The organism is Neobacillus phoenicis, assembly GCF_047302305.1.
Lineage (GTDB): Bacteria > Bacillota > Bacilli > Bacillales > Cytobacillaceae > Neobacillus.
Genome location: NZ_CP154847.1, coordinates 4060944 through 4077721 on the forward strand (window position 1 = coordinate 4060944; position 16778 = coordinate 4077721).

A 16778-nucleotide genomic window follows, 5' to 3' on the forward strand; every position below is an offset into this window, starting at 1 on the left:
AATATTTAATAGATTTGTGCTACTATTAATTCGACACCTTTTAAAAAATGGAGGCTAGTATCATGAAAATATTAGTTGTTGGAGCAGGAGCTGTTGGGGGTTATTTTGGAGGTCGTTTAGCTGAAAAAGGAGAAAATGTTACCTTTCTTGTTCGGGAAAATCGAAAGAAACAGCTAGAACAAAATGGACTGATCATCCATAGCATCCATGGAAACTTACATATAAAGCCACAACTACTTCTCTCTGGAGAGGCAACAGAACCCTTTGACGTTATTTTGATATCCACGAAGGCTTATCACCTTGAACCAGCAATTGAGGACGTGCGCCCTTACATTGGAAAAGAAACGATGATTCTACCACTTCTGAATGGGATGTCACACATAGACAAGCTGGTGGAATCATTTGGTGAAAAAAACGTCCTTGGTGGGCTTTGCTTTGTGGAATCCACCCTTGATCAGCATGGAACCATCATTCAAACTAGTCCTATTCACGACTTAGTTTACGGTGAAAGAAATGGAGAAAAATCTGAACGAATAACACGTTTAGAGAACGTTCTTAAGGGGACAAAAGCCAATTTTCTGCTTTCAGATAAGATTAACCAAGAGATGTGGGTAAAATATTTATTCATATCCACACTTTCCGGTATCACCTCCTTGTTTAGGTCTCCAATCGGACCCATTCGTGAAAATAAAGAGGGATTAAACACTATTGAGAAGGTGCTGCAAGAAACGGCTACCATTATGAGAAGTATCCATGCACCCCTGCCAGAAGGTATTGAAGTCTTACAAAAGAATAAATTAATGGCTATGAATTATGAGATGAAGTCCTCGCTCCAACGAGATATGGAAAAGAGCTTGCCCATTGAAGCAGATCATCTATATGGATATTTATTAAACATAGCCAGCCAACATACTATTGATGCTTCCACCTTAAAGATTATTTATTTAAATTTAAAAATTTATGAAAATATGAATTTTTAAGATTGCAAGCAAAAATCTACGTTTGGGGAAATATTTATAACATTTTTATTTCCCTATTTTCTTTTTTATTTTCTTATAAAGACGATAGCCTTTCCTTACACCATCCACGATAAAAAAGGGGATGGGCGGATGGAATTTAAGTATATAGGGCCTATAAATCTTGTAATATGCTTTTTTCAAATCTTTCCACTTGTGACAGACACCCTGTTTATAGAAATCAGATACATCTACTATATATCCTCTACCATTATGCATCACGACGTTTTTACCATGAACATCAAAGGGATTTAAGCCAACTTTTCTTGCATATTCTAATCCAGCATCGATATCCTGAATCACATTTTCAGGTATAGGTACACCCTTAACTATAGCATCAAATAAAGTAATCCCCTCCAGCTTTTTTAAGATCAAATAATTCTCACCATAGTCTAAAAGCCTGGAATAAGATTCATGGTTCCCTAATTTTTTATATACCTCTATTTCCTTCTTTAGTTCTTCAGGTTTCCGTCCATATATTTTTACAACCCAGTTTGGGTTGGACTCATGAGCAAACACTCCCGCGTAATTCCCGCTACCGATAGTCCTCCATGAATTAGATTGATTTTTTACAATAATGGGATCAAATGGGCTGGGCGACCGTAATTCAATTTTGGTTAATAACTCATTTTCTATTAGCTTTATATATTGTGCGATTTGCATCCGTACCCACCTTCTCTACGCTTCCGTTCATATTACATAAATCATAATGTTTTTACCCCATTTCTTCAACCGAATCTTTTCAGCAGTACGAAACCATAGTACACTTAAAAAAAGTTATCATTTTTCTATTTTTTAGCTCTGTGAAACTAGTGTGCTGATTTCCGCTCCAATCAACAGAGGGGCAAAAATCAACATCCTATAAACAAAGCCTATTAATTAAAAGTGAGGAGATACTGTGAATTTTCCCATTTTAGAAACAAAGAGACTGAAGTTAATTGAAATTACTCATCAGCATGTTGATTCCATTTATGAGGTATTATCTTTAGAAGAAGTAACACGTTTTTACGGAACGAATCGTTTTACCCTGCCGATTGAAGCTTCCAGATTAATTGACATGTTCCACAAAAACTTTCATGAAAAAAAAGGGATCCGCTGGGGAATTAAAGTAAAGGAAAATCAAAGGATTATTGGGACAGTAGGTCTGAATGCTTTACATATGAATAATAAAAGGGCTGAAATTGGCTACGAACTACATCCCGCGTTTTGGAGAATGGGATATGCCTCTGAAGCTATAAAAGAAGTATTGGCGTTTAGTTTTAATCAATTAAATTTATATCGGTTAGGAGCAGTCGTCTTTCCCGAAAATGAAGCTTCCATCAATTTGCTAATGAAACTAGGCTTTGAGCAAGAGGGCTTTCTACGAGGGTATATCCATCAAAATAATGAATTCCATGATACATGCGTACTTTCTCTGTTGCAGCCTGATTGGAAAAGAAGCCAGGAAAATTAGTTCTCCTGGCTTTCATTATTTTCAAAGAAATTCTTCATTGCCTCTGGATCATGTGTTTTTCCATTGTGATAATAAGGATTATCTTCTGATGGTTCCTTAGGGTCGAGGTTCGTTTTGATTACTAACATCGGTGAAGAAGGACTTTCAGCAATCATTCTGTCATTTAATTGGTCAAAATCAGGCATCTTCTTATTTCCAGGTTGTCTCGGCTCCAACACTAACACCTCCTAGAAATAGCATGCTGATATTGTCAGTTTGCCATTCATTAAATTTCCAAAACCAAATCAGATTCAGAACAGAAAAAAACTAGGAAGTTTTACCTTCCTAGTGTCCTTACTCTTCTTCTGAGCCGACTAAGAACTCTGGATTCAGATCCTCAAATTCTTCGTCGTCTACATCCAATCCCCAATCATCGTCACAGTCTTTGCAGCCTTCAGAACTAACGCGAACACAAACCTTTGTTTCGCCAATTACTTCTACAAGGAATTCCCTTTCGACGTGAACGATGATACGATTACCGTTAGGGGAAATGACTGCTTCCACACAATTTGGCTGTTGCAACACTTTAGCGCAGATCTCACTGTCATCGTGGCAGTCATGGTCACGGTACTTTAACTTGATAACATCAGTATATTGTACTCGTTCAGTTACTACCTCTGTTTTGGTATTATCATTAAACGAGTACCAAACGTTGATATCATAGTGACCGTGAATCTCTACAGTCTTACCTACTTTTTTCGCGTTGTATTTATGGTTGATAATCCAACAACCAAGAATACTTGTTGGACTGTGCGCCGGGCTAATCGTATGATTGGACTGGGTGAATTTACGTCCTTTCGCTACTACGGCCTTCGTAATTATCTCTCTATATTCTCCCATTTCGCGCGAACCCTCCTCATTCAGTTTCATTTCATCGTATGCTAAATTGTAGACTAGTGTGATATATAATTTTGTGAATACTAGTTAAAAGTTTAGTCATAGTTCATTTTATGCGGGATTTAATGGTGTGTGCCTAACATGCCTGTACTTAAAAATGGATGTTTCTTATGTAGATTCAATCGAGGAGAATGCTGATTCTTGAAAAAGAAAAAGGCTGACCCTTTATTTGAGTCAGCCTCTAAACCTAATTAATGCTCATGATCACAATCGTCGTGGCCATCACAAGCTCCGCCGCCATTTTTCAAACTGCCGCCTGTTTCACCCATTAATACATCGCCACCTGTGGAAGTGATAATCTCATCAGTGACTGTGTTTGAAATAGTCGATGCAATTAGTTGCAACAACTCATTAACTTCTAATTGGGATTGCTTAAAATCCTGGACAACAGGAATTTCATCTAGCTCCTGTTCAATTGAAGCAATTTTATCTTCAACTCTCTTTAATGCCTCAGGTTTTCCATAATGCTGCAGATTAACGGCCTGCTTCTGAAGACCTTTCATATCTGCAATTAATGTTTTTACCTTTGGATTTTCATGAATATGAGCTTCTGCTCGTTTGAAGAAGTCTACTTCCTCAGTTTCTGCTATCATGCGTGCTAAATCTGCTGCACGAGAGACGATATCGTCTTTAGTATACTTCGCCACTTTACTTCACCTCTGCTGGTTCTAATTCTTCCACCATTTCTCCGTTTAATGACCATGTTTTTGCTTCTGTAATTTTTACTTTAATAATTTTGCCAATCGATGATTTAGGTGCTACAACGTTGACAAGCTTGTTTCTTGTCGTGTAACCAGCAAGAACATTAGGGTTGTTCTTGCTTTCCCCTTCAATCAGTACATCAAGAATCTGACCTTCATGTTTTTTCATTGCTTCTAATGAAAGGTCATTAACAAGCTTGTTTAGACGCTGTAACCGTTCTTTCTTCACTTCCATTGGAACATTGTCTTCCATTTTGGCCGCTGGTGTTCCTTCGCGTGGAGAATAAATAAAAGTATATGCTAATTCATACCCTACTTCACGATAGAGGGACATTGTCTCTTCAAACTGCTCATCCGTTTCATTTGGATATCCCACAATAATATCAGTTGTCAAAGCAACATTTGGAATCGCCGCTTTAATTTTTCTAACAAGCTCTAAATATTGTTCTCTTGTATATTTACGAGCCATGATTTTTAATACATCCGTTGAACCTGATTGGACTGGCAGGTGGATATGATCCATTAAGTTGCCGCCTTTAGCCAAAACTTCAATTAAATGATCATCAAAGTCACGCGGATGGCTTGTAGTGAAACGAATTCGCGGAATATCAATCTTACGTAATTCGTCCATTAAATCACCTAGACCATAGTTCATTCCTTCTAAGTCTTTACCATAGGCATTTACGTTCTGACCAAGGAGAGTTACCTCCTGGTAGCCTTGTGCTGCCAAATGACGTACTTCCTGGATGATTTCTTCTGGTCTGCGGCTACGTTCCTTACCACGTGTATAAGGTACGATGCAATACGTACAGAATTTATCACAGCCATACATAATGTTAACCCATGCTTTAATTTTGCCACGGCGTACCTTTGGAAGGTTTTCAATAACATCCCCTTCCTTAGACCATACTTCCACAACCATTTCCTTTGACATATATGCTTCATGAAGGATGTTTGGCAGACGGTGGATATTATGAGTACCAAAAATCATATCCACTTGGTTATACGTCTTTAAAATCTTATTAACAACGGACTCTTCTTGAGACATACAGCCACAAACACCTAAAAGTAAGTCTGGCTTCTCTAATTTTAGTGCTTTCAAATGACCTAATTCACCAAACACTTTATTTTCAGCATTCTCGCGAATTGCACATGTGTTTAGCAAAATTACATTTGCATCCTCAGTATTATCAGTAGGCTCGTATCCTAATGCTAAAAAGATTCCAGCCATAACCTCCGTATCATGCTCGTTCATTTGGCAGCCATACGTACGGATATAGAACTTTCTTCCTTCACCCATTCCACGAAACTCTTCTGGAATAGCAAAGTCATTGTGATACTTTACTTCTTCTTTACCGCGTTTCTTCGCATCCTTTAAAGAAGGTGCAGTTATTACTTGCTCAAAGTACTTGCTGTAATCCTTGGCGGATTTTTTGTCCGAAGAATTAGCCGTTTCTACTTGTTGACCTTCTAAACGTTGCTTTTCATTCATTTGGTTCAAAATCCCCTTTCTTACATAGTTAACTGATGGCTTCTATTAATTTCATTAATTATTCTTTGTGCTAAGAATAAATTTTTGGTTAATCTGCACATTATTATAGTATAAAGGTTTACTCTAATGAAAACAATAGAAATCCCTGTAAACACGCCCTTTTAGAGGACATTGCTAATCATTTAAAATAAAAAATTAACCAATTAATAATTGTACTGGATTACTAGTAATATAAATGTGATGTAACTCACTATTTTCAAAAAAAATTCCCGTGGAACAAAGTTCCGCGGGATCTTTTTATTTATTACATAAATTCGCCGACTAATTTATCAAAATAGTTTTGGTCAAGATTTAGGTCCGCTTGAGATAACGGAGCTGCTGCGTACCCTTGGATTAACTCCTGGTAAGATTGACGCTCAGTATTTTGATAGATTAAACCAGTTACAAGACCATTATGCTTCATCAATGTTTGCATAGCCATTTCACGACTATTTGGGTCGTATCCTTCAACATCACTTAGCTTTGTAAGGTTTTCTTTGAACCAGTCATATGTGTTGACCTTATTATAAGTTACACATGGGCTGAACACGTTGATTAGTGAGAACCCTTTATGATTGATACCTGCTTCAATTAGAGCAGTTAGTTCTTTTAAATCAGTTGAAAAGCTTTGTGCAACAAATGTTGCGCCAGCAGTTAAAGCCATTTCCATTGGAGAAATCGCTTGTTCAATGGAACCCATTGGCGTTGACTTTGTCTTAAAGCCAGCTGCTGAACGTGGTGATGTTTGACCTTTAGTCAAACCATAAATTTGGTTATCCATAACAACATAAGTAACGTCGATATTACGACGAATAGCGTGAATCGTATGACCCATACCGATGGCGAAACCGTCACCGTCACCGCCAGATGCGATAACAGTTAAGTCACGATTAGCCATTTTAACACCCTGTGCAATCGGTAATGAACGGCCATGAATACCGTGGAACCCATATGAATTGATATAACCAGAAATACGTCCTGAACAGCCAATACCAGAAATAACAGCTAAATTTTCAGGTTCTAAACCAACATTTGCTGCAGCACGTTGCATTGCCGCTTGTACGGAGAAGTCGCCACAGCCAGGGCACCAGTTCGGTTTAACATTGTTTCGAAAGTCTTTAAAAGTGGCCATTTAGAACAACTCCTTACATTTTGTATAAACTTCGTGCGGCAAGAACGGATTACCGTCATATTTAACATGCTTAACGATTTTTTCAGCATGTCCAACATTCATCTTCATGATATTCGCTAACTGTCCAGTTGCGTTATTTTCAACAACAACAACCTTCTTTGCAGAGCGAACTAAAGGAAGGACTTCGTCTGTTGGGAACGGATGAATTAAACGAACATGAGCATGGTTCACTTTTAATCCGTCCTTCTCAAGACGAGTCATAGCTTCTTCAATTACACCGCGTGTTGAGTTAAAACCAACAAATAAAACATCAGCATCTTCATGCTTTACATTTTTATAGACTGGTGTATCAAAGCGGATATTCTCGACTTTACGGAAGCGCTTATCCATTTGAGCAATTCGGTTAGGAGCTGACTCTGATGGTTTACCAGTTTCATCGTGTTCTACACCAGTTACATGGTGAATACCATTTTTCATACCAGGAATAACACGTGGAGATACGCCATCTTCTGTCACTTCATAACGCTTGAAATAGCCATTGTTTTCGTTCGCAGGAATGTCTCCTGAAACTAACTTACCTCGTCTAATTTCTACTTTACTAAAATCTAAAGGTTCAACTGTTTGTTTACCTAAAGATAGTTGAAGATCAGTAAGTAGAATAACTGGGCACTGATATTCTTCTGCTAGATTGAATGCTTCAGCGGCATCATAGAATGCCTCTTGAACTGTACTTGGAGCCATAACGATCTTTGGAATTTCACCGTGAGTTCCATAAATCATAGCCATTAAGTCTGATTGTTCTTGTTTTGTTGGTAATCCAGTAGATGGACCGCCACGTTGAGTATCAACGATAACAAGTGGAGTTTCTGTAATACCAGAAAGACCAATTGCTTCCATTTTCAAGGATAATCCTGGGCCAGCAGAGGCTGTAATTGCACGAACACCACCATAGTTAGCACCAATAGCCATTGTACATGCTGCGATCTCATCTTCTGTCTGAATAACTGTTCCGCCAAGAGCAGGAAGCTTTTTAATTAAATATTCCATAATCTCAGAAGCTGGAGTAATTGGGTATGCAGCCATAAATCGGCATCCACCAGCGATCGCACCTAATGCAATTGCATCGTTCCCAATCATAAACATACGCTTCTTACCATCAGCTTTTTCAAGCTGCATAGTTTGGACACCTGCTCCAAGTTTTTCTTTCATATAATCATAGCCGGCTTTAATTGCATCCATGTTTTTCGCAACAACTTGTTCGCCTTTTTTACCGAAAATTTCATGAACTACTTCTTCAAAAACTTGAATATCCAAGTCTAACACAGCAGATGTTGCACCAATAGCTACCATGTTTTTCATTAAAGAAGTTCCTAGTCCAGTAGCAATTTCTGTAAATGGAACCGCATACAAGGAAGCTTGTGTATCTTCAGGTTTCTTTGGATCGAATTTGGAGTCAGCTAGAATGACACCTTTGCTATGAAGCTCTTTGTAGTTTACATCAACAGTTTCCTGGTCAAACGCTACAAGGATATCTAGATCGTCAGAAATAGAACGAACTTCAGTCGTACTTACTCTGATTTTATTGTTTGTATGACCGCCTTTAATACGAGATGAAAAGTGACGATAACCATACAAGTAATATCCCAGGCGATTCAGTGCGATTGCAAAGATTTCCCCAGTACTTTCAATACCTTCCCCTTGTTGTCCGCCAACTTTCCACGAAAGTTGATTGATCATGACTTACACCCCTTTGGATATGTAAAAAATAAGTTGATTGACCATACTAAGTGTAGCACTTTTCCGAGTAAATCACTAGAAATTAGCCCATTTAAATACTTTGCAGACTAAAAAATAGAATCAAGGATACGTACTAAACGCTTACAATTCTAGACCTATGGACTAAAAATTGCAACCCTTTCACGCGAAATATTGTCTAAAATATGAATATTTTTTTATTATTTGAAATTAACTGTGTTACTTTAAAGCAAAAAATAGATAAATAGCAGATAAAAACTGTTATTCTAATGCGGTTTTGCACGATTCATCACTAAACACAACTTCTTTTTTTTAAAATTTTCCTTGTATATCAGAATAATATTTTTATATGCACTAACAAGCCCTAGACATAAAAAAACCCGCTTGTGTTCAAACAAGCAGGAAAATTTTTGCCCCCCGGAAAATAGTCTATCTCTTTCAACGTGGTTCAACAATCAGTTTGATAGCTGTGCGTTCTTCCCCATCAATTAAAATATCGGTAAACGCAGGGACACAGATTAAATCAACTCCGCTAGGCGCTACAAATCCTCGTGCAATTGCTACTGCCTTTACGGCTTGGTTCAATGCACCCGCACCAATGGCCTGTATTTCTGCTGCACCTCTTTCACGCAGAACTCCGGCAAGTGCACCAGCTACAGAATTAGGATTAGATTTTGCTGAAACTTTTAATATTTCCATTCCTAGCTCCTCCTTAAAAAATCCCGATCCCGCATGAGCAGTTTCATGTACAAATCAGGTTATAACTATCCACTGCTACTATATTCAGCCTGCAAAAGACATATTCCGGCTTGGACAAAAAAAATGCGTTGTCTCCCCTTGGTACACTATGGAACATTCCCAATAAAAAAAGAGCAAAAGGGTTCTTTTGCTCTTACGAATAAAACGGATGGTCATCATTTATTAAAATCGGACTGATTTTTTTCGTCAATCCTGTTTTTCGATCTAGTTCAATATAAACAGCGCTTAACTGATTTCTACCTGAGGTAGGAACTTCAAAACGGACTGGAAGGCTGGTTAGGAACCTCTTAAGGACAGCATCTCTTTCAACACCCAATATGCCGTCATATGGACCTGTCATACCCACATCTGATAGATACCCAGTCCCAGAAGGTAGAATCCGGCTATCAGCTGTTTGCACGTGTGTGTGGGTACCAACAACTGCTGATACTCTTCCATCTAAGTACCATCCCATGGCTTGTTTTTCACTCGTCACTTCTGCATGGAAATCAACAAAGATAAATGGGGTTCTTTCCCTTGCTTTTTCAACTAACTCATCAGCTTTTTTAAATGGACAATCTAATGGTGCCATAAAGGTTCTTCCTTGGAGGTTGATGACTGCAATCTCAAAGTCATTAACTTTAAAAAAAGCCATCCCTTGCCCTGGTGTACCTTCAGGAAAATTCGCTGGCCTTACCATATTTTTTGCCGAACCGATAAACTCAAAAATATCACGATTATCCCAAGCATGATTGCCAAGCGTTACTGCCTGTGCCCCATACCCTAAAAATTCCCGGTAAATTTTTTCTGTAATTCCCTTACCTCCGGCAGAATTTTCCCCATTGATAATAGTAAACGTTGGCCGATATTTCTCTTTTAATTTTGGTAAATATTCCTTCACCATGTCCCGGCCTGGTGAGCCGACCACATCTCCGATAAATAGTAAATTCATTATTTTTCCTTTCGTCAATAAGTAATTTTAGTTGTCTCAATTGTATCACAATCAAAATAAATTAATCTTGTACCAAATAAATAAAGCGGTGCAAATGCACCGCTTTATTTTGCATATTCTACAGCTCGTGTTTCACGAATAACTGTGACTTTAATATGTCCCGGATAATCTAGCTCTTCTTCAATTCGCTTACGAATATCTCGTGCTAATCGATGAGCAGCAAGATCATCAACTGCATCAGGTCTTACAATAATACGTACTTCACGACCAGCCTGTATCGCAAAGGATTTCTCAACTCCCTCATAGGATTCAGAAATCTCCTCAAGCTTCTCTAGGCGGCGGATATAGTTTTCAAGAGTTTCACTACGTGCACCTGGTCTAGCAGCTGACAATGCATCAGCAGCGGCAACCAGTACGGCGATAATGGATGTTGGTTCTGTATCACCATGGTGTGACGCAATACTATTAATAACAACTGGATGTTCTTTGTATTTGGTTGCCAGTTCAACCCCAATTTCTACGTGGCTACCTTCCACTTCATGGTCAATTGCTTTACCAATATCGTGAAGCAATCCTGCACGACGAGCTAGAGTTTCATCTTGTCCAAGCTCAGCAGCTAGTAGACCTGAAAGCTGTGCCACTTCCATTGAATGCTTTAATACGTTTTGACCGTAGCTTGTACGGAACTTTAAGCGACCAAGAATTTTAATAAGATCTGGATGGAGTCCATGCACACCCACTTCAAAAGTGGTCTGCTCACCGACTTCACGAATATACTCATCCACTTCGCGACGAGATTTTTCTACCATTTCCTCAATACGTGCAGGATGGATTCGGCCATCTTGTACTAGTTTTTCTAGTGCTAAGCGGGCTGTCTCTCGACGAATAGGATCAAAGCCTGATAGAATAACAGCTTCAGGAGTATCATCAATAATCAAATCAATTCCCGTTAATGTTTCAAGTGTACGGATATTTCGTCCTTCACGGCCAATAATCCGGCCCTTCATTTCGTCATTTGGAAGGTTAACGACTGATACAGTCGTCTCCGCAACATGGTCAGCAGCGCAACGTTGGATTGCTAGCGAAAGGATTTCTTTCGCTTTCTTATCAGCTTCCTCTTTTGCACGATTTTCGCTTTCCTTAATCATTATTGCAGTGTCGTAGACAAGTTCCTGCTCCATCTTGTCAATAATGATCGCTTTCGCTTCCTCACGAGTTAAGCTCGAAATCCGTTCGAGTTCAGTTTGTTGTGTTCTTACCAACTCGTCCACTTTGCTTTCCATCTCTTCAATATGCTGTTGTCTTTGGTTTAGAGAATCATCCTTCTTTTCTAAAAGATTTTCACGCTTGTTTAACGTTTCCTCTTTTCGATCTAAATTCTCTTCTCTTTGCAGTAAACGGTTTTCTTGTTTTTGCATTTCATTTCTTCGTTCACGAACCTCACGCTCTGCTTCTGTTCGAAGCTTGTGGATTTCATCCTTTGCTTCCAGCAAAGCTTCTTTTTTCAATGAATCAGCATCACGTTTAGCATCTTCAAGAATCTGCTCTGCAGCATTCTTTGCACCAGCTACTTTTGCTTCAGCAATGGATTTATGAACAAAATAGCCAACAACGGCACCGACGATAAGGCCAAGCAAAATGGAGATGATAGTAATTAGGTCCATCGTTACACCTCCTCTTGCTATGAACTTTTGTTACATTTTTTAAGTGTCGGCATGTACATTGTTTAGACTCAACATACAGCAAGCACCAGGGCTTTTCAAATTGTAATATTACCAAAAATGTAAAATATACATGTTAATTGTAAAGCTGTGAATATTCATTGTCAAGGCTTAGTCCACAAGGCTTTTTGAAATATTTAGAATTCGTAATCAGTATTTAACCAAGTAACAAAGAAAACAATTGAATAATTATTCATTAATTTTAATTATTATTCAACGTTATCAAAAAAGCAAAACCCAAAGAGGGCTTTGCTCTATTAATTATCAAGTAAATTAAATTCCTCTTCTTCTTCTGCTTCCGTTACGAACTTTTCACCATCTAAGCCGTAGTGTTCACGGATTTTATTTTGAATTTCAAGACGGACATCAGGGTTTTCTTTTAAGAAAAGCTTGGCATTTTCACGACCCTGGCCTAGTCTTTCATCATTATAGGAATACCAAGAACCACTCTTCTGAACGATATCTAGTTCGGAGCCCAAATCGATAATTTCGCCCTCTTTGGAAATACCTTCTCCATACATAATGTCTACTTCTGCCGTACGGAAAGGAGGAGCAACTTTATTCTTAACAATCTTTATCTTAGTCTTATTACCAACGATATCATTTCCCTGCTTTAATGCCTCTGCACGACGCACTTCAATACGGACCGTGGAGTAGAATTTTAGTGCGCGTCCACCTGGTGTTGTCTCGGGATTACCAAACATGATTCCAATTTTTTCACGAATTTGGTTAATAAAAATAGCGATCGTCTTTGATTTGTTAATGGAACCAGATAGTTTTCGCAGCGCTTGAGACATCAAGCGAGCTTGTAAACCAACGTGAGAATCTCCCATTTCACCTTCAATTTCAGCCTTTGGTACTAATGCTGCGACTGAGTCAACTACAAGAATATCAATTGCACCACTTCGAACAAGTGCCTCTGCAATTTCAAGTGCTTGTTCACCAGTATCTGGTTGTGATAACAATAGTTCATCAATATTAACACCTAACTTTTGTGCATATGCTGGGTCTAAGGCATGCTCGGCGTCAATAAACGCAGCTTGCCCACCTTTTGCTTGTACTTCGGCAATTGCATGCAAAGCAACAGTTGTTTTACCTGAGCTCTCTGGACCATAAACTTCAATTATACGGCCTCTTGGATATCCACCCACTCCAAGTGCGGCATCAAGTGCTAATGACCCGCTCGGACTCGTAAGAATCCTAGTTTCAGTTTTTTCTCCCATCTTCATGATAGAGCCTTTACCAAATTGCTTTTCAATTTGTTTTAACGCCATTTCTAATGCGGCTTTACGATCACTCACGAATTTTTTCCTCCCTTATATATAAACACATGCTTAAAATCTATCAATTTAAAACCTATAAATAATATACCCTCTTTTTAGTTTTTTGTCGAGCAAAAAAACGAACATTTATTCGATTATTTTCCAATCAATTTATACTGGGAAACAATCATATTCCCCCTACTTTTTGTATAAGTAGGTATAAATCTCAGATTTTAAATGTGATTTGGGTAAATTATCAAAAATCTTTTTTTGAGAATAATTGTTAGATGCTTGTTCTATATGACCGGTTCCTCTTTTTTCTCTATGTTCGGGCTCATAGACTGCTTCTATGCGACCGATTCCTCTTTTTTTCTCCTGTTCGGGCTCATAGACTGCTTCTATGCGACCGATTCCTCTTTTTTTTCTCCTGTTCGGGCTCATAGACTGCTTCTATTCGACCGATTCCTCTTTCTAACCCTATGTTCGGGCTCATAGACTGCTTCTATTCGACCGATTCCTCTTTCTAACCCTATGTTCGGGCTCATAGACTGCTTCTATTCGACCGATTCCTCTTTCTAACCCTATGTTCGGGCTCATAGACTGCTTCTATGCGACCGATTCCTCTTTCTTTTCCCCTGTTCGGGCTCTTAGGCAGCAAAAACCGTAACCACCCCCACCGTCACTCACTCCATCTAGTCGTATAGACTATATAAAGAATAAACTTAGACAAAAAAATCACAGAACACTATTTAGTATTCTGTGACTCTTTTAAATTACGCAATATAAAGTAGCTGCCGTATTTCACCGCACGGTTTCGTATCGCTTCCCTCGTTCCTCCAAGAGAAAGCTTTTCAACCCTCGTCGGCAACCCTTTCATTGCCATTCCAATATAAACGGTACCTACAGGCTTTCCTTCCACCTCAGATGGACCGGCAACACCCGTAAAACTGATCCCGATATCCGTCCCCAAAATCCTCGCAGCATTTTCAGCCAACTCATGTGCACATTGCTCACTTACAGCGCCATGCTGATCTAGCGTTTCCTGTTTCACTTGTAAGAGCTGATGTTTTACCTCATTTGAATAACAAACGATTCCACCTTTAAACACTGTACTCGCACCCGAGATAGACGTTATCTCTTCCTGAAACATGCCTCCCGTTAAACTCTCTGCAGCTGTAATCGTTAGTTTTCTCTCTTTCAACATCTTTGTTAGTTCGGCCAATAATGACGTATTATCATAGCCATACAGAAACTTTCCGACACGCTGAGAAATCTTAGCTTCTACATCATCAAGCATAGAAAGAGCAATATTCTCATCCGTATGCTTAGCAGTCAGCCGTAACGTAACCTCTCCATCCCCTGCAAGTGGAGCAATCGTTGGATTGCTTTGGGCATCAATCAAATCCATGATTTCTGTTTCCAATGCTGCTTCCCCGATACCGAAAAACCGCAGCACTCTTGAAACAATTTTCTCATTCGATTGAGCCTTCGATGAAAGTGCTTTTCCCCCATAATGAAGAAACATTGGTTCCATTTCCTTAGGAGGACCCGGTAGAAGCATATAGGTATGGCTTTCACCACTTACAACCATTCCTGGCGCCATGCCATGATCATTCGGCAGGACTTGTGAGCCTTCCAATACATGTGCCTGCTTACGGTTATTTTCAGTCATTTCACGGTTTATCCGCTTAAAGAAAAGCTCGATCGATTCTAACGCAGCTTCATCCATAATCAATTGTTTACCAAGATGACGAGCAATGGTTTCCTTCGTTAAATCATCTTTTGTTGGTCCTAAGCCCCCTGTAAAGATAATAATCCTGGAACGTTTTTCAGCAATTTCGATCGCCGACTTCAATCTGTCAGGGTTATCACCAACTACAGTATGATAAAAAACATTAATACCCAGGCCCGCCAACTGTTGCGAAATAAAACGGGCATTCGTATTCACAATCTGGCCAAGTAACAACTCGGAACCAACTGCTATAATTTCAGCGTTCAACATACTCTCGCCCTCTTTACAAGTAGATTGATATCTATTTTGAATTCTTTAAGACGTGACTATTTTTAGCAAAATAATCCCAGCCAGACCAAATAGTGAAAATAAGTGCTACCCATAAGGATACTACATCAAATCGGAAAGAGATTAATTCAAAAATAGTATTATGTAAAAGGATAGTTGAAATAGAAACGATTTGTGCCCATGTTTTAATTTTCCCGAGCATATTCGCGGCAACTACCTCGCCTTCACCCGCAAGTAAAAGTCGTAGCCCGGTTACGGCAAATTCCCTACTGATAATAATGATGACAATCCATGAAGGGGCATAAACATCATTCAGTTCAACAAGAACAATTAAAGCAGCTGAGACTAGTAATTTATCAGCTAACGGGTCAAGAAATTTCCCCATATTTGTTACCATGTTATACTTACGAGCATAATGACCATCAACCCAGTCTGTTGTTGAAGCTAAAATGAAAATTAGTGCTCCTACAAAGTGAGTAACTGGCAGATCTACACCGAATAGGTGCATGTCACCCCAATCAAAAGGTGCAAGCATAATAATCAAGAATAGTGGAATTAATAATATTCTTGATACTGTAATTCTGTTTGGAATATTCATAATTTTCCTCCGCGTAGTTATTGAAAGCGAAAATAGTCATCAATTGATGACTATTCGCTTTTCAGAACATATTGGATCTTGATGTTCTGAACATTTGCTGTTGCTGGAATGGCGTACTCAAGCTTTTGGTCATTAATATAAATTTCAGTGTTAGCCGCATTGCCGACCCTTATGTTCGCCAAAGTTTCTGCTGATAAATCCACGGTTTGACTTGAGGTCCCATTAATTCTAAGCGTGTCCGAAATGAAGGTTTTCCCCTTCCCGTTTTTAACACTAACCCAGGCATCTCCGCCTTTAGCAACCAATTTCACAACAAATTTATCCGCATTTTTCAATTCATAGGTCGTTTCACGACCAGCACTTTGAACGACAGTTAATTCTTGAGTTGGAGTGACCACTTCAGGAGCTTTTTCTTCCTCTTTCTGTTTAGCGGTCTCCTCTTCTTTCTCTTTCTCTTTTTCTTTCTTCTCAGCTTCTTTTGCTTTTTCAAGATTCTCAGACTTAACGTATTTTACTGGGTCGTTTTCTTTACTAAGAGATTCATTAGAGTCACTACCAGCATGATTGGTTACAAGAACATAGATGAGACTTGCGAGCCCAACCACAAAGACCCCAATTAATATTTTCGGTAGTAGATTCAAAATTTTTGAATTACCTTCATTAATTGTTTTATGAGTCTTTACTCTAGATAACTGCTGTGGTAATTCATCATGGTAAGCAGCCGGAATTTCACTTTTATAGGTCTCAAATATTTCGTCGGGATTAAGACCTAGCGCCTCAGAATATTGCTTAATGAATGCGCGAACATAAAAATTTCCGGGCATACTTGCATAATTTCCTTCTTCTATACTAATTAAATAACGCTTTTGAATTTTTGTCATGGATTGTACATCATCCAAGCTTAATCCTTTGGCTAATCGAGCTTCTTTTAGTCGATTCCCTAATTCAGTCAACTGTAACACC

Annotated in this window: 16 protein-coding genes; 2 read left to right on the forward strand and 14 right to left on the reverse strand. The window is 38.8% G+C overall.

The features are described from left to right. Positions 1 to 62 precede the first annotated feature (62 nt). The gene (locus tag AA0X95_RS20875; protein ID WP_413301214.1) at positions 63 to 980 is read left to right on the forward strand and encodes a ketopantoate reductase family protein; all 918 of its coding nucleotides are present in this window, start codon (positions 63 to 65) and stop codon (positions 978 to 980) included. Between the two features lie 45 nt (positions 981 to 1025). On the opposite strand, the gene AA0X95_RS20880 is transcribed toward AA0X95_RS20875, so the two are convergent. Then, positions 1026 to 1679: a serine/threonine protein kinase gene (locus AA0X95_RS20880; protein ID WP_413301216.1), complete on the reverse strand. Its 654-nt coding sequence runs from the start codon at positions 1677 to 1679 to the stop codon at positions 1026 to 1028. A gap of 235 nt (positions 1680 to 1914) precedes the next feature. Here AA0X95_RS20880 and AA0X95_RS20885 point away from each other — a divergent pair, with 235 nt between their 5' ends. Continuing rightward, the gene (locus AA0X95_RS20885) at positions 1915 to 2469 is read left to right on the forward strand and encodes a GNAT family N-acetyltransferase (RefSeq protein ID WP_413301218.1); all 555 of its coding nucleotides are present in this window, start codon (positions 1915 to 1917) and stop codon (positions 2467 to 2469) included. Here the strand turns inward: AA0X95_RS20885 and AA0X95_RS20890 are convergent. From AA0X95_RS20890 to AA0X95_RS20950, 13 genes are all read right to left on the reverse strand, one after another. Further along, positions 2466 to 2684, reverse strand: a complete 219-nt coding sequence (locus AA0X95_RS20890) for a hypothetical protein (RefSeq protein ID WP_413301219.1) — start codon at positions 2682 to 2684, stop codon at positions 2466 to 2468. The two genes, AA0X95_RS20885 and AA0X95_RS20890, sit on opposite strands and share 4 nt — an antisense overlap. A 118-nt stretch (positions 2685 to 2802) precedes the next feature. Next, positions 2803 to 3348: an outer spore coat protein CotE gene (locus AA0X95_RS20895; RefSeq protein ID WP_309864678.1), complete on the reverse strand. Its 546-nt coding sequence runs from the start codon at positions 3346 to 3348 to the stop codon at positions 2803 to 2805. 248 nt (positions 3349 to 3596) lie between these two features. Continuing rightward, on the reverse strand, positions 3597 to 4052 hold the full coding sequence (locus AA0X95_RS20900; protein ID WP_413301222.1) for a RicAFT regulatory complex protein RicA family protein: 456 nt from the start codon (positions 4050 to 4052) through the stop codon (positions 3597 to 3599). Between the two features lies 1 nt (position 4053). Next, positions 4054 to 5598 (reverse strand): tRNA (N6-isopentenyl adenosine(37)-C2)-methylthiotransferase MiaB, encoded by a 1545-nt coding sequence (gene miaB, locus AA0X95_RS20905; protein WP_413301224.1) that lies wholly within the window; start codon positions 5596 to 5598, stop codon positions 4054 to 4056. A gap of 304 nt (positions 5599 to 5902) precedes the next feature. Next, complete coding sequence (locus AA0X95_RS20910; protein ID WP_413301226.1) at positions 5903 to 6769, reverse strand: 2-oxoacid:ferredoxin oxidoreductase subunit beta; 867 nt, start codon at positions 6767 to 6769, stop codon at positions 5903 to 5905. Then, on the reverse strand, positions 6770 to 8506 hold the full coding sequence (locus AA0X95_RS20915) for a 2-oxoacid:acceptor oxidoreductase subunit alpha (protein WP_413301228.1): 1737 nt from the start codon (positions 8504 to 8506) through the stop codon (positions 6770 to 6772). It abuts the gene before it with no gap. 456 nt (positions 8507 to 8962) lie between these two features. Then, positions 8963 to 9223, reverse strand: a complete 261-nt coding sequence (spoVS, locus tag AA0X95_RS20920; protein ID WP_038541258.1) for a stage V sporulation protein SpoVS — start codon at positions 9221 to 9223, stop codon at positions 8963 to 8965. 193 nt (positions 9224 to 9416) lie between these two features. Beyond that, positions 9417 to 10214: a TIGR00282 family metallophosphoesterase gene (locus AA0X95_RS20925; protein ID WP_413301230.1), complete on the reverse strand. Its 798-nt coding sequence runs from the start codon at positions 10212 to 10214 to the stop codon at positions 9417 to 9419. A gap of 104 nt (positions 10215 to 10318) precedes the next feature. Continuing rightward, entirely contained in the window at positions 10319 to 11878 is a 1560-nt protein-coding gene (gene rny, locus AA0X95_RS20930; RefSeq protein WP_308080139.1) for a ribonuclease Y, read from the reverse strand. 314 nt (positions 11879 to 12192) lie between these two features. Next, entirely contained in the window at positions 12193 to 13236 is a 1044-nt protein-coding gene (gene recA / locus AA0X95_RS20935; protein WP_413301233.1) for a recombinase RecA, read from the reverse strand. 706 nt (positions 13237 to 13942) lie between these two features. Beyond that, entirely contained in the window at positions 13943 to 15196 is a 1254-nt protein-coding gene (locus tag AA0X95_RS20940; RefSeq protein WP_413310140.1) for a competence/damage-inducible protein A, read from the reverse strand. Between the two features lie 34 nt (positions 15197 to 15230). Continuing rightward, positions 15231 to 15815, reverse strand: coding sequence for a CDP-diacylglycerol--glycerol-3-phosphate 3-phosphatidyltransferase (gene pgsA, locus AA0X95_RS20945; RefSeq protein ID WP_413301235.1), 585 nt, complete (start codon positions 15813 to 15815; stop codon positions 15231 to 15233). Positions 15816 to 15865: 50 nt separating this feature from the next. Next, on the reverse strand, positions 15866 to 16777 hold the full coding sequence (locus AA0X95_RS20950; RefSeq protein ID WP_413301237.1) for a helix-turn-helix domain-containing protein: 912 nt from the start codon (positions 16775 to 16777) through the stop codon (positions 15866 to 15868). Position 16778 lies beyond the last annotated feature (1 nt).

Excerpts from the sequence above, each read along its gene's own strand:
- AA0X95_RS20875 (WP_413301214.1), top strand. The coding sequence starts at position 63 with ATGAAAATATTAGTTGTTGGAGCAGGAGCTGTTGGGGGTTATTTTGGA.
- AA0X95_RS20880 (WP_413301216.1), bottom strand. The coding sequence starts at position 1,679 with ATGCAAATCGCACAATATATAAAGCTAATAGAAAATGAGTTATTAACC.
- AA0X95_RS20895 (WP_309864678.1), bottom strand. The coding sequence starts at position 3,348 with ATGGGAGAATATAGAGAGATAATTACGAAGGCCGTAGTAGCGAAAGGA.
- miaB (WP_413301224.1), bottom strand. The coding sequence starts at position 5,598 with ATGAATGAAAAGCAACGTTTAGAAGGTCAACAAGTAGAAACGGCTAAT.
- AA0X95_RS20910 (WP_413301226.1), bottom strand. The coding sequence starts at position 6,769 with ATGGCCACTTTTAAAGACTTTCGAAACAATGTTAAACCGAACTGGTGC.
- AA0X95_RS20915 (WP_413301228.1), bottom strand. The coding sequence starts at position 8,506 with ATGATCAATCAACTTTCGTGGAAAGTTGGCGGACAACAAGGGGAAGGT.
- spoVS (WP_038541258.1), bottom strand. The coding sequence starts at position 9,223 with ATGGAAATATTAAAAGTTTCAGCAAAATCTAATCCTAATTCTGTAGCT.
- AA0X95_RS20925 (WP_413301230.1), bottom strand. The coding sequence starts at position 10,214 with ATGAATTTACTATTTATCGGAGATGTGGTCGGCTCACCAGGCCGGGAC.
- rny (WP_308080139.1), bottom strand. The coding sequence starts at position 11,878 with ATGGACCTAATTACTATCATCTCCATTTTGCTTGGCCTTATCGTCGGT.
- pgsA (WP_413301235.1), bottom strand. The coding sequence starts at position 15,815 with ATGAATATTCCAAACAGAATTACAGTATCAAGAATATTATTAATTCCA.